Source organism: Plantibacter sp. Leaf314 (assembly GCF_001423185.1).
Taxonomy (GTDB): Bacteria; Actinomycetota; Actinomycetes; order Actinomycetales; family Microbacteriaceae; genus Plantibacter.
On record NZ_LMOB01000001.1, the window covers coordinates 1,364,336 to 1,377,617 of the forward strand.

Genomic DNA, 13,282 nt, shown 5'->3' on the forward strand with positions numbered 1-13,282 from the left:
CCATCCGGTGCGGGGTTCGCTTGCGTCGTAGAACGCTCCCTCTCTCCCCTACATGGCATCCCAGCGGTGCATGCCAGGGTCGATGACACTTCATACGGCGAACGGATGCGCGACCCTGCGCCTTCGCCACCTCCCACCAGCGACGACGCCGACGGAAGCACGCCGTATCACCCATGCGAGAACTCGCGTGAGCGATGCAGCCCGTGAGGAATCACGACGGCCGTGCCCGCCACTGCAGCACTTGTGCGCCCGGCAGCCGTCATCGAAGCTCGTGGCCGTGCCTGAAAGAGACACACACCCATGACCGAAGCAGCCCCCATCACCTTCGACGCCCTCGGCGTCCCGGCACCACTCGTCGCCTCCCTCGCGAAGGACGGCAAGACGAGCGCGTTCCCCATCCAGATCGACACGCTCCCCGACACCCTCGGCGGCCGCGACGTCCTCGGCCGCGGCAAGACCGGCTCCGGCAAGACCCTCGCGTTCAGCATCCCGATGGTCGCCCGGCTCGGCGGCGCACTCGCCGGCGGCAAGCGCCGCCCGGGTCGCCCGCTCGGCCTGGTCCTCGCGCCGACGCGTGAGCTCGCCACCCAGATCGCGGCGGTCATGCAGCCGCTCGCCGACGCCTACTCCCTGAAGACCACCACGATCTTCGGCGGCGTCTCGCAGAAGCGTCAGGAAGAGGCCCTCCGCGCCGGCGTCGACATCGTCATCGCCTGCCCCGGTCGCCTCGAGGACCTCATGAAGCAGGGCTTCGTGAACCTCGACGCCGTGGAGATCACCGTCCTCGACGAGGCCGACCACATGGCCGACCTCGGCTTCCTGCCGGTCGTCACGCGCATCCTCGACAAGACGCCTCGCGGCGGACAGCGCCTGCTGTTCTCGGCGACGCTCGACAACGGCGTGGACAAGCTCGTCCGCAAGTTCCTCCAGAACGAGGTGCTCCACTCGGTGGACGAGGCGAACTCGCCCGTCGCCGCGATGACGCACCACGTCTTCACGACCCCCTCGGTGGAGTCGAAGAAGGACCTCATCCAGGCCCTCGCCTCCGGCAGCGGCCGTCGCATCCTCTTCATGCGCACGAAGCACCACGCGAAGAAGCTCGCGAAGCAGCTCACCGACTCCGGCATCCCCGCCGTCGACCTGCACGGCAACCTCTCGCAGGTGGCTCGCGACCGCAACCTCGCCGCCTTCAGCGCCGGGACCGCCAAGGTCCTCGTCGCCACCGACGTCGCCGCCCGTGGGGTGCACGTCGACGACGTCGAGCTCGTCATCCACGTCGACCCGCCGACCGAGCACAAGGCGTACCTGCACCGCTCGGGCCGTACGGCTCGTGCGGGCAGCGCCGGTGACGTCGTCACCCTCGCGATCCCCGGCCAGATGGACGACCTCAAGAAGCTCCTCCGTAAGGCCGAGATCAACGTCACCCCGCAGGCGGTCACCGCGACCTCGCCGGCGGTCCTCGAGCTCATCGGCGACGTCGCCGCCTACGTGAAGCCCGCGCCGCGCGCGGCCGTGCAGCCGCAGGGTGGTGGCGGCGGTGGTCGCTCGCAGGGTGCCAACGCGCAGCGCAAGCGCGCCGCGCGCGACGGCAACGGCCTCGGCAACGGTCACCGCGACCGCGATGGTGCCCGTGCCGGCGCGAGCCGCGACGGCGTTCCTCGCGAGGGCGGTCAGGGCGGCGGCGGTCGTCGTGGCGGTCGTCCCGCCGGCGGTCAGGGTGGCCAGGGCGGTCAGCGCTCCGGCGCCGGCCGTTCCGGTGGCGCCCGCGCCGGTGCCGGTGCAGCCACCGGTGGCAGCCGGACCCACTACAGCACCGGCTACGCCGCGAACTCGGGCGCTCCGGCGGAGTCCTCGCGTCCGCGCACGAACCGCCGCGCGTCCAGCAGCAACTAGCACCGACCCGCTCGATCGAAGCGCCGTCCCCCTCCGGGTGGGCGGCGCTTCGCCGTTCCCGCGGCCCCGATTTCGTCGGACGGGTGCTGTCGGGATACGGTTCCACCATGAACGCCACCGCAGTCGTCCGCCCGATCCGAGACGTCGACGCCGAGTCCCTGGGCCGTGTGCACGCCACGACCTGGCACGAGACCTACGACCACCTGATCAGCTCCGCCACCCTCGCGAACCTCTCTCCTCGCCGTATGGCCGAGCTGTGGACCCACTGGGCCGCGCAGGGCCCCGAGTACACGCACTTCGCCGCGCTCGTCGACGGCGAGATCGTCGGCTTCTCGGGCTCCGGCCCCGGCCGCGACGAGGACCTGCCGCGCGAGCGTGAGCTGTACTTCATCTACCTGCTGGACGCCTGGCACGGCACGGGCATCGGGCAGCAGCTCTTCGATGCCGCGATCCCCGACGGCCAGCCCGCCTACCTCTGGGTCGCCGCGGACAACCCGCGCGCGCACCGCTTCTACGAGCGCAACGGGTTCCACGCCGACGGCGCGGCGCGGACCGAGCCGTTCCTCGGCGAGACCATCGACGAGGTCCGCCTCACCCGCTGACCCCGCCCGGTCCCTGGCCCCTGAGCCAGCCCCGGTCCCTGAGCCGCTCTCCCGGTCCCTGAGCCTGTCGAAGGGTTAGCGCAGGCGGCCGACGGAGGCGAGGGCCGCGCGCAGCAGGGCGCCGCGACCACCCTCCATCTCGGCGGCGATCGCATCGGAGGACGCCGCCTCGGGCGTCATCCAGGTGAGTTCGAGCGCGTCCTGACGCGGCTCGCACGTCCCCGTCACCGGGACGACGTACGCGAGCGCGACGGCGTGCTGCCGGTCGTCGGAGTACGGCGAGAGCCCGGGGAGCGGGAAGTACTCGGCCACCTGGAACGGCACGGGCGACGCCGGGAGCAGCGGGAACGCCATCGGACCGAGGTCCTTCTCGAGGTGGCGGAAGAGCGCGTCGCGGATGGTCTCGCCGTACATAACACGACCGGAGACGAGCGTCCGCGTCATCTCGCCGAGGGCGGTCGCCCGCAGCAGCACGCCGACCTCCGTCACGACGCCGAAGCCGTCGACCCGGACGGGTACGGCCTCCACATAGAGCAGCGGGAGGCGGCGTCGGATCTCCTCGAGTTCGACGTCCGACAGCCAGCCCGGATTGGAATTGCCGGGGAGATCGGGTTCCGGGTTGGGATCTGGGGTGCGAACGCTCATAGCTCCTTCATACCGCATGGAGCCGAACGGCGATCCAGGCGGGCGGCGGTTCGACACGGCGTCCCCGGTGGACGCCGCGATCATAGGGGCCCCGCCCACCGGACGCGATGCCGGTCGCGGTGTCGGTGGTGTGCTGGATGATGGAACCCATGATCGAGGTGCTCGAGCGCTTCTCCCCCGCCACGCGCGACTGGTTCGAGGGGGCGTTCGTCGCGCCCACGCCGGCTCAGGCCGGCGCGTGGGAAGCGATCTCGCGCGGGGCGAACGCGCTCGTCGTCGCACCGACCGGTTCGGGCAAGACCCTGTCGGCCTTCCTGTGGTCGATCGACCGCCTGCTGTCCGAGGCGATCGCCGAGCACGGGGCGAAGCGGCGGACGGGCGTGCCGCTCAGTGGGCTCGAAGCCGACGAGGCGGAGGCGGCCGCCGCCCAGCGCGACCGCTCGCGCGGCACCCGCGTGCTTTACATCTCCCCACTGAAGGCGCTCGGGGTCGACGTCGAGCGCAACCTCCGGACCCCGCTCGTGGGCATCGCCCAGGCGGCACGACGCCTCGGCACCGAACCGCCGACGATCAGCGTCGGCGTCCGCTCCGGCGACACCCCGTCGGCAGACCGCCGGGCCATGGCCAAAGAGCCACCCGACATCCTCATCACCACACCCGAGTCGTTGTTCCTCATGCTGACGAGCGCGGCCCGGGAGACCCTGCGCACGGTCGACACCGTCATCATCGACGAGATCCACGCGGTCGCCTCGACGAAGCGCGGCGCGCACCTCGCGGTCTCGCTGGAGCGGCTCGACGCCATGCTCGACAAGCCCGTCCAGCGCATCGGGCTCTCGGCCACCGTGCGCCCGGCCGAGGAGGTCGCACGGTTCCTCGGCGGCCGGGCACCCGTGGAGATCGTCTCGCCGCCGGCGGCGAAGACCTTCGACCTCCGGGTCGTGGTCCCCGTCGACGACATGACCGATCCCGACGCCGGCATGCGGACACCGGGCGAGGCCGACGACGACGGCAGTGGCGGCGGCTTCACGGGCTACACCCCGAACAGCGACGGCGGTGGCGAGGACCGCGTCGGCAGCATCTGGCCGCACGTCGAGGAGGCCATCGTCGACCGCGTGCTCGCCCACCGCTCCACGATCGTCTTCGCCAACTCACGACGGCTCGCCGAGCGCCTCACCGCCCGACTCAACGAGATCAACGAGGCCCGGCTCAGCGAGAGCGCCCTCGTGACGCCGGGCGCCGGGCGCCCACCCGCCCAGCTCATGGCACAGAGCGGACAGACCCGCGGCTCGGCGAGCGTCGCGGCCGCAGCGGCCCGCCCCACCGCAGAGGAGAGCGACGACGACATCCCGCTGCTCGCCCGAGCCCACCACGGCTCCGTCTCGAAGGAGCAGCGCGCCGGCATCGAGGAGGACCTCAAGTCAGGTCGGCTGCGCTGCGTCGTCGCGACGTCGAGTCTCGAACTCGGCATCGACATGGGCGAGGTCGACCTCGTCATCCAGGTGGAGTCGCCGCCGAGCGTCGCCAGCGGCCTGCAGCGCGTCGGACGAGCCGGCCACCAGGTGGGCGAGGTCTCGCGCGGCGTCCTGTTCCCGAAGCACCGGGCCGACCTCATCAGCACCACGGTCGCGACCGAGCGGATGGAGGCCGGACTCATCGAGGCGATCGAGGTCCCCTCGAACCCGCTCGACATCCTCGCGCAGCAGACGGTCGCCGCGGTCGCACTCGACGAGCTCGGGGTGGAGGACTGGTTCGAGACCGTCAAGCGCAGCGCGCCGTTCGCCTCCCTGCCCCGTTCGGCCTTCGAGGCGACGCTCGACCTCCTGGCCGGCCGCTATCCTTCCGACGCCTTCGCCGAGCTGCGCCCGCGGATCGTCTGGGATCGTGACGCCGGGGTCCTGACGGGTCGACCGGGGGCCCAGCGTCTCGCGGTCACGAGCGGTGGCACCATCCCCGACCGCGGACTCTTCGGCGTGTTCATGGTCGGCGAGTCCGGCGCCGGGGCCCGCGTCGGGGAACTCGACGAGGAGATGGTCTACGAGTCCCGCGTCGGCGACGTCTTCGCCCTCGGTGCGACGAGCTGGCGCATCCAGGAGATCACCCACGACCGCGTGCTCGTGACCCCGGCGTTCGGCCAGCCGGGGCGGCTGCCGTTCTGGAAGGGAGACGGTATCGGACGCCCGGCAGAGCTCGGTCGCGCCATCGGCGCCTTCGTCCGCGAGCTCGACACCACGGGAACCGGGTCGACCCCGCGCCTGGAGGCGGCCGGACTCGACGAACGGGCCATCAGCAACCTCGTCGCCTACGTCCGTGAACAACGCGAGGCGACGGGCGTCGTCCCGAACGACACCACGCTCGTCGTCGAGCGCTCGCGAGACGAACTCGGCGACTGGCGGGTCATCCTCCACTCCCCCTACGGACTCCGCGTGCACGCACCGTGGGCGCTCGCGGTCGGCGCACGTGTGCAGGAGCGGCTCGGCGTCGACGGCTCCGCGGTGGCGAGCGACGACGGCATCATCGTGCGGCTTCCCGACACCGAGAGCGAGCCGCCGGGAGCCGAACTCTTCGTCTTCGAGCCGGAGGAGCTCGACGCCCTCGTGACGCAGGAGGTCGGCGGGTCCGCCTTGTTCGCCTCCCGGTTCCGCGAGTGCGCCGCGCGTGCCCTCCTGCTTCCGAACTACTCGCCGCAGAAGCGCTCGCCCCTCTGGCAGCAACGCCAACGGTCGGCCCAACTCCTCGAGGTCGCGAAGCAGTACCCGACGTTCCCGATCATCCTCGAGACGCTGCGCGAGTGCCTGCAGGACGTCTACGACCTCCCGGCCCTCGACCAGCTCGCGCGCGAGCTGCAGTCACGCGCGATCCGCATCGTCGAGACCACGACCGATCAGCCGTCGCCCTACGCCCGGTCCCTACTCTTCGGCTACGTCGGCGCGTTCATGTACGAGGGCGACAGCCCGCTCGCCGAGCGGCGAGCTGCGGCACTCGCGGTCGACAGCACCATGCTCGGCGAGTTGCTCGGTCGGGTGGAGCTCCGCGAACTCCTCGACCCCGGCGTCATCGAGCAGACCGCGCTCGAACTGCAACGTCTCGACCCCGAGCGACGACTCAAGGGGGTTGAGGGGGTCGCCGACGCGCTGCGGATGCTCGGTCCGCTCACCGTGGATGAGATCGCCGCCCGCACGACCTTCGACGGGGTCGCCGTGTCCGCCGACGGCGAGGCGAACCGGGGTGACGACCCGGACGCCTGGGTCCCCGACCCTGAGCGCTCCGCCGCAGCCGTCGCCGAGCTCGAACGCACGAAGCGCGTCATCCGCGTCCCGATCGCCGGGGAGGAACGCTTCGCCGCCATCGAGGACGCGGGCCGTCTCCGCGACGCCCTCGGGACGCCCCTGCCGATCGGCGTACCGGTGGCGTTCACCGAGCCGGTCACGGATCCGCTCGGCGACCTCCTCGCCCGGTACGCCCGCACCCATGGCCCGTTCACGACCGGGCAGGCCGCCAGGCGGTTCGGGCTCGGCACGGCCGTGGTCCAGCACACCCTCGCGCGCCTCGCCGACGCCGGACGCGTGGTCAAGGGCGAGTTCCTCCCCGCCGGCCGGCAGCAGTCGGGCGACGACGCCGACCGCAGCCCGACCGACGCCACCGAGTGGTGCGACGCCGGCGTCCTCCGCAAGCTGCGCATCCGCTCGCTCGCCGCGCTCCGCCACGAGGTCGAGCCTGTCGAGCAGCAGGCCTTCGCCCGGTTCCTGCCCGTGTGGCAGCACCTCGGCGGCACGCTCCGCGGGGTCGACGGCGTCGCGACGGTCATCGATCAGCTCGCCGGGGCACCCGTCCCGGCCTCGGCCTGGGAGTCGCTCATCCTGCCCTCGCGGGTCGCCGACTACAGCCCGGCCATGCTCGACGAACTCACCGCGACGGGCGAGGTCGTGTGGTCGGGCAGCGGCTCCATCCCCGGCAACGACGGCTGGGTCGCCCTCCACCTCGCGGACACGGCGCCGCTCACGCTGCCGCTGACCCCCACCCCGCACACGCCGGACGCCCTGCAGACGGAGTTGCTCGCGACGCTGGGCGGTGGCGGCGCGTATTTCTTCCGCCAGCTCGCGGAATCGGTCGGGTCGACGGACGACAAACTCCTCGTCGACGCCCTCTGGGAGCTCGTGTGGGCAGGGCTGGTGACCAACGACACCTTCTCCCCGCTCCGCACGCTCGTCGGTTCCGGAGGCGGCACCTCGGCCCATCGGGTACAACGGCAGACCCCGCGCGCGAAGCTGTACCGCGGACGCAACCTGCAGCGCCCCTCGATGTCCACGCGCGCGAGCCAGACCCTCGGCGGCCGATGGTCGATCCTGCCGCTCGCCGAGCAGGACGCCACCATCCGTGCCGTCGCGACCGGCGAGACCCTGCTGGAGCGCTACGGCGTCGTCACCCGGGGTTCGGTGGTGGCCGAAGGCGTCGTCGGCGGCTTCGCCCTCGCCTACCGGGTGCTGAAGCAGTTCGAGGAGAACGGCCGCTGCCGACGCGGGTACTTCGTGGAGCGACTCGGGGGCGCACAGTTCGCCTCCTCGGGCACGGTCGACCGGCTGCGGAGTTTCATCCGTACCGACGACGACCCACCGCTCGCCGCCGTGACGCTCGCCGCGACCGACCCTGCGAACCCCTATGGTGCCGCACTCGGTTGGCCCAGCCAGGAGGTCACCGGGGTGAAGCACCGGCCGGGGCGGAAGGCCGGCGCGCTCATCGTCCTCGTCGACGGTGCGCCCGTCTACTACCTCGAGCGGGGTGGCAAGACCGCACTGGTGTTCACGGAGGACGAGGACCAGCTCCGCGCGGGTGCACGGTCCCTCGCCTCGACGGTGACGGCGGGCCGCATCGAGAAGCTCGGGATCGAACAGGTGAACGGCACCTTCGTCCTCGGCACCCCGACGGGCCACGCCCTGCGGGAGGCCGGGTTCGTCGAGACACCGCGCGGATTGCGGCTCCGGCGTGGTTGAGCCAAGACGGCTGGGTGGTGCCACGGGTTGCGCCGGACACCGTGCCGGTGGCACCGTAGCCGGAACGGACGGAGCGGTTCATGCCAGAGGGTGACACGGTCTTCCAGGCCGCGCATCGGTTGCGACAGGCGCTGGCCGGCGAGGTCGTCTCCGGCTTCGACCTGCGCGTCCCCGCCTTCGCGACCGTCGACCTCCGCGGCGAGGTCGTCCACGACGTCATCCCGCGCGGCAAGCACCTCCTGCACCACATCGGCGACCACACCCTCCACACCCACCTGAAGATGGAGGGGCTGTGGCACGTCTACCAGCCGGGTGAGCACTGGCGGCGACCGGCGTGGAAGGCGCGCGCGATCGTGTCGACCGAGCACTGGGTGACCGTCGGGTTCGAACTCGGCCTCGTCGAGGTCTTCCCGTCACGCGAGGACGAGGAGCGGTTCGGCTGGCTGGGCCCCGACCTCCTCGGTCCCGATTGGGAGGAGGCTCGCGCCATCCGGAACCTCGAGGCCGACGGCCGCGAGATTCACGTCGCGCTCCTCGATCAGCGCAACCTGGCCGGGCTCGGCAACGAGTACGTCAACGAGCTGTGCTTCATCCGCGGGGTGTTGCCCACGAGGCCGAGCGCCGAGGTCGACCTCCCGGGCGCGGTCCGGCTCGGCTACCGCCTCATCAACGCGAACCGCGACCGCCGCAACCGGGTCACGACGGGCGATACGAGGCCGGGCAGGAAGACGTGGGTGTACGGACGCGACGGCCAGCGCTGTCTGCGCTGCGGGACCCGGATCCAGCGCGGCAAGCTCGGTGCCGACCCGACCGCGCTCCGCGACACCTACTGGTGTCCCCACTGCCAGACCTGACCCGGTCACCCGGTGGCCTGCTCAGTCGCCCCGGTGCTTCCGGCCCCCGACCCAGCCGAGCGGGATCGACAGCAGCAGCAGGAACAGCGCCTGCGTGCCGAGCCCCGGTACCGTCGCGGCGAGGATGAACGCGAGCAGCATGAGCCCGGTCGGCGCCCAGACGAGCGCCCAGGGGCGGGGCGGCATCGCAGCGGCCTCCTCACTGAGCAGCCCGTCCCGCTGGATCACCAGCTGCTGCAGTCGCACCGCGACCATCGACACGAGCATCGTCGCGATGTACAGCATGGGGGCGCCGCGGTCGTCCCCCGATGAGTCGAAGAGGAGCACTGTCGGCAGCGGCAGGAAGACGATGCCGGCGAGCCAGACGAAGTTGAGCGACACGAGCCGCCTTGAGTAGCCGACGGTGCGCTCGAAGATCCGGTGGTGGTCGCGCCAGAAGTTCGCGATGACCACGAAGCTCAGCGCGGCCGCGGCCAGCCCCGTCCAGTTCTCGGCGAGGAACGCGGCCACGGGGCCGCCTCCGTACTCCTGCGCCAGATCGACGAGCGGGAGGATGATGAGCGTGATGGCGATCGCGACGACGGCGTCACTGAAGTTGACGACGCGATCGAGGCCGCGTTCCGTCGTCGGACCGTGGCGACGGTCCCTCGGTGCGCGGTCTCCGTCGTCGGCCATGGTCAGCTCACGTCCGCGTCGTCCGTCGCGGTCCCCTGCACCATCTCGACCCACCGGGCGAGGAAGGCCGCGCCGGCCTCGTCGTGGATGAGCGTCGGGTGGGTCAGGATCGGGTACGGCTTCTCGGGGACGCCGTCGGCGGGCCGCACATCGACGTGTTCGACCGTGTAGCCGTGCTCGAAGAGCCAGTCGGCCATCGCGTAGTCGCTGCGGGAGTCCCCGACCGTCCGCCAGGCGAGCGGGAGCGCGCCGCCGTCGGCCTCGAGGAGCTCGAGCGCGCGCTGAGCCCCGAGGTCCTTGCCGAGGCGCACCGACTCGATGTCGGTGGAGATGATGGTCGGGTCGATCCGGTACTGGACGAGGCCGGCGTCGTCGGGGTAGCGCCCGGGGGCGTGGTCGACCCCGAACCCGCGACGGGCGAGCTCGGCCCGGGCGTCGTCGTCGAAGTGCTTCCGCACGACCGCGTAGTCCGCCGCCGGCACCTCCACGTGCTGTTCGACGGAGACCATCGCGCGCTTCGTGTGGTCGAAGAAGACCGTCTCCGCGTACCGTTCGTCGACGAGGCGCTCGATGGCGGCCCCGTACCCTTCGGGCATCGCCACCTCCTCGTCGAGCCGCAGCTCGTCGACGCCTGCCGCGGAGAACCCGAACCAGACGGCGCCCTTCTCGCAGATGCCGTAGAGCCGCACGTCGTCGTCGAGCCCGGCGGCGAGGAGCGGCGGGACGACGACCGCCCGGAGGAACGCGTCGCTGCGGCCGGTGTTGAAGGCGATCGGGATGCCGGCGTTCGCGAGGGTCGCGAGGTCCTGAGCGATGCTCGGGAGGTTGATCGTCCGGGTGATGGGACTGGCGATGGGGCCGTCGACGTCGAGGAGGAGACCGAGGATGGGGCGGGGCGCGTTCACGGGTCTCAGCCTAACGAGCACCTGGCGTGAGTAGACTCACTCCACCATCACCGGTGTTCGAAGGAGATCACTCGTGTTCACCAGCCCGCATCCCGACGTCGAGATCCCCGATCTGAGCGTCTACGACACCCTGTTCGGCGGCATCGCCTCGAGCGACCTCGATCGCATCGCCCTCCGGGACGGTACGAGCGGCGCCGAGACGAGTTACCGGCAGCTCATCTCGCAGATCAACGCGCTGGCCGGCGCCCTCGCGGCGGCCGGGATCGGCATCGGGGACGTCGTCGCCCTGCACGCCCCGAACGTCCCCGCCTTCGCGACCGTGTTCCACGGGATCCTCCGTGCCGGAGCGACGGCGACGACGGTGAACGGCCTGTACAACGCGGAGGAGATCGAGGCGCAGCTCCTCGACGCCGGCGCGACGATGGTGTTCACCGTCTCCGCCCTCCTGCCCCAGGCGTGGGCTGCGGCGAGCGCCTGCGACATCCCCTCCGACCGCGTCGTCGTCCTCGACGGCGCAGAGGGTCACGCCTCGCTCACCGATCTCCTCGTCCGACGCCTCCCCGCACCGGACGTCTCGTTCGACCCGGCGACGCACGTGGCGGTGCTGCCCTACTCGTCCGGCACGACCGGGCGGCCGAAGGGGGTGATGCTGTCGCACCGGAACCTCGTGGCCAACGTGCAGCAGTCGATCCCGCAGCTGGGCATGCGGCCCGACGACCGGATCCTCGCGGTCCTCCCGTTCTTCCACATCTACGGCATGACGGTGCTGTTGAACCTCGCACTCGCGTGCCGGGCCTCCCTCGTCACCATGCCGCGGTTCGACCTCGCGGAGTTCCTCCGGATCATCCAGGACTTCCGGTGCAGCTACGTGTTCATCGCGCCGCCGATCGCGGTCGCGCTCGCGAAGCACCCGCTCGTCGACGAGTTCGACCTGTCGAGCGTCCACACGATCTTCTCCGGTGCCGCGCCGTTGGACGCGACGCTCGGACGGGCAGTCGAGGAGCGCCTCGACTGCCGGCTGCGGCAGGGGTACGGCATGACCGAGCTCAGCCCGGTGAGTCATGCGATCGCGTTCCAGGCGGAGGGCGCCTCCCTCGACAGCGTCGGGACGAGCCTGCCGAACATGCGGTGTCGGATCGTCGACCCGGAGACCGGTGTGGAGGTCGAGTACCCCGCAGCCGGTTCGGACGAGGAGAGCGCACCCGGTGAGCTGCTGTGCGCCGGGCCGAACGTCATGCTCGGGTACCTCGGCAACGAGGAGGCCACACGCGCGACGCTCGAGGACGACGGCTTCCTCCACACCGGCGACATCGCGACCGTCCGCGGCGACGGCACCGTGCGGATCATCGAGCGGTTGAAGGAGCTCATCAAGTACCACGGCTACCAGGTGGCGCCGGCGGAGCTCGAGGCGTTGTTGCTCGGCCATCCGGCGATCGCCGACGCCGCCGTCATCGGGGTCTCCGACGAGGACGGCCAGGAGGTGCCGAAGGCGTTCATCGTCCTCCAGGCGGGGCAGGACGTGACCTCGGAGGCACTCATGGCGTGGGTCGCGGAGCGCGTCGCGCCGCACAAGAAGATCCGCCGGGTCGAGGTCGTCGAGGTCATCCCGAAGTCCACCTCGGGCAAGATCCTCCGCAAGGACCTGCGGGCGGCGGAGGCCCTTCGACAGGCTCAGGGACCGGTGGCGGCTCAGTGACCGACGGCGGCGACCATCCGGTCGAAGGCGGCGTCGAGTTCCGGGTCGGCCGGCTGCCACTGCGGGTTCGCGTCGTGGAACGCGACCATCTCGGCCGCGCCGTCCCAGAACGGGATCGACGGACGGAACTCGGGCACGAGGCTCCGGATCCGGGTGTTGTCGAAGATCATCGGGAACGCCTTGTCGCCGAGGAGCGTCGGGCCGAGTGCCGGGTGGATCTCGTCGATGAGGTCGGACGGAACGTGCACGATCTGCGCCTCCACCCCGGCCGCGTCGGCGATCCATCGGGTGATGTCGTTCCAGCTCGGCGCGTGGTCGCCGGTGATGTGGAAGGCCTCACCGAGCACGTCGCGGCGGCCGAGGAGCCCGACGAACCCGACGGCGAAGTCCTCCGTGTGCGTGATGGTCCAGAGGGTCGTCCCGTCGCCGTGCACGACGACGGGCTTGCCGGCGCGCATGCGGTCGAGGTCCGTGCGGCGGCCCATCGTGGGGATGAGCGTGCGGTCGTAGGTGTGCGAGGGGCGCACGATCGTGGCCGGGAACCCCTGCCCGCGGTAGGCGTGGACGAGGACGTCCTCGCAGGAGATCTTGTCGCGCGCGTACTGGGAGAACGGGTTGCGGAGCGGGGTCGACTCGACCACGGGAAGGCGCTGTGGCGGCTTCTGGTACGCCGAGGCGGAGCTGATGAACACGTACTGACCGATGCGTCCGGCGAACCGGTCGATGTCGGCCTGCACCTGCTCCGGCGTGAAGGCCGTGAACTGCGCGACGACGTCGAACTCGCGGGCGCCGAGGACCTCGGTGACGGCGTCCGTGTCGCGGATGTCCGCTCGGAGGAGTTCGACCTCCTCGGGGAGCGGGCGGACGTGGGACAGACCGCGGTTCAGGACCGTCACGTGGTGGCCGAGCGACACGGCTCTGGCGACGGACGCCGAGGAGATGATGCCGCTGCCGCCGATGAACAGGATGCGCTTCGTCGTCATGGCGTCCATCCTCGCGCACGAGGGCCGAACTCGCCCAGTCT

General features: G+C 71.4%; 9 protein-coding genes. 5 read left to right on the top strand and 4 right to left on the bottom strand.

Annotation, left to right across the window (positions count from 1 at the left end; all coding sequences use genetic code 11):
* Positions 1-300: 300 nt before the first annotated feature.
* Positions 301-1,893, top strand: coding sequence for a DEAD/DEAH box helicase (locus tag ASF68_RS06395; RefSeq protein ID WP_056008314.1), 1,593 nt, complete (start codon positions 301-303; stop codon positions 1,891-1,893).
* Between the two features lie 107 nt (positions 1,894-2,000).
* Entirely contained in the window at positions 2,001-2,495 is a 495-nt protein-coding gene (locus tag ASF68_RS06400) for a GNAT family N-acetyltransferase (RefSeq protein WP_056011481.1), read from the top strand.
* A 75-nt stretch (positions 2,496-2,570) separates the two neighbouring features.
* Here ASF68_RS06400 and ASF68_RS06405 read toward each other — a convergent pair whose 3' ends face one another.
* Positions 2,571-3,140, bottom strand: a complete 570-nt coding sequence (locus tag ASF68_RS06405; protein ID WP_056008317.1) for an NUDIX hydrolase family protein — start codon at positions 3,138-3,140, stop codon at positions 2,571-2,573.
* Between the two features lie 149 nt (positions 3,141-3,289).
* Here ASF68_RS06405 and ASF68_RS06410 point away from each other — a divergent pair, with 149 nt between their 5' ends.
* Positions 3,290-8,128 (top strand): ATP-dependent helicase, encoded by a 4,839-nt coding sequence (locus ASF68_RS06410; protein ID WP_056008320.1) that lies wholly within the window; start codon positions 3,290-3,292, stop codon positions 8,126-8,128.
* An 80-nt stretch (positions 8,129-8,208) separates the two neighbouring features.
* Positions 8,209-8,982, top strand: a complete 774-nt coding sequence (locus tag ASF68_RS06415; protein WP_056008323.1) for a DNA-formamidopyrimidine glycosylase family protein — start codon at positions 8,209-8,211, stop codon at positions 8,980-8,982.
* 21 nt (positions 8,983-9,003) lie between these two features.
* Here the strand turns inward: ASF68_RS06415 and ASF68_RS06420 are convergent, their stop codons facing one another.
* Together ASF68_RS06420 and ASF68_RS06425 are read right to left on the bottom strand one after the other, a co-directional pair.
* Positions 9,004-9,657, bottom strand: a complete 654-nt coding sequence (locus ASF68_RS06420) for a TMEM175 family protein (RefSeq protein ID WP_056008326.1) — start codon at positions 9,655-9,657, stop codon at positions 9,004-9,006.
* A 2-nt stretch (positions 9,658-9,659) separates the two neighbouring features.
* Positions 9,660-10,562, bottom strand: a complete 903-nt coding sequence (locus ASF68_RS06425; RefSeq protein WP_200936393.1) for a hypothetical protein — start codon at positions 10,560-10,562, stop codon at positions 9,660-9,662.
* Positions 10,563-10,635: 73 nt separating this feature from the next.
* On the opposite strand from ASF68_RS06425, the gene ASF68_RS06430 reads away from it, so the two are divergent.
* The gene (locus ASF68_RS06430; protein ID WP_200936394.1) at positions 10,636-12,258 is read left to right on the top strand and encodes an AMP-binding protein; all 1,623 of its coding nucleotides are present in this window, start codon (positions 10,636-10,638) and stop codon (positions 12,256-12,258) included.
* Here the strand turns inward: ASF68_RS06430 and ASF68_RS06435 are convergent.
* Complete coding sequence (locus ASF68_RS06435; RefSeq protein ID WP_056008335.1) at positions 12,252-13,241, bottom strand: SDR family oxidoreductase; 990 nt, start codon at positions 13,239-13,241, stop codon at positions 12,252-12,254. The two genes, ASF68_RS06430 and ASF68_RS06435, sit on opposite strands and share 7 nt — an antisense overlap.
* Positions 13,242-13,282: the final 41 nt, after the last annotated feature.

What these genes read in the sequence shown, in the direction of transcription:
- ASF68_RS06395 (WP_056008314.1), top strand. Translation starts at nt 301, where the DNA reads ATGACCGAAGCAGCCCCCATCACCTTCGACGCCCTCGGCGTCCCGGCA.
- ASF68_RS06400 (WP_056011481.1), top strand. Translation starts at nt 2,001, where the DNA reads ATGAACGCCACCGCAGTCGTCCGCCCGATCCGAGACGTCGACGCCGAG.
- ASF68_RS06405 (WP_056008317.1), bottom strand. Translation starts at nt 3,140, where the DNA reads ATGAGCGTTCGCACCCCAGATCCCAACCCGGAACCCGATCTCCCCGGC.
- ASF68_RS06410 (WP_056008320.1), top strand. Translation starts at nt 3,290, where the DNA reads ATGATCGAGGTGCTCGAGCGCTTCTCCCCCGCCACGCGCGACTGGTTC.
- ASF68_RS06415 (WP_056008323.1), top strand. Translation starts at nt 8,209, where the DNA reads ATGCCAGAGGGTGACACGGTCTTCCAGGCCGCGCATCGGTTGCGACAG.
- ASF68_RS06420 (WP_056008326.1), bottom strand. Translation starts at nt 9,657, where the DNA reads ATGGCCGACGACGGAGACCGCGCACCGAGGGACCGTCGCCACGGTCCG.
- ASF68_RS06435 (WP_056008335.1), bottom strand. Translation starts at nt 13,241, where the DNA reads ATGACGACGAAGCGCATCCTGTTCATCGGCGGCAGCGGCATCATCTCC.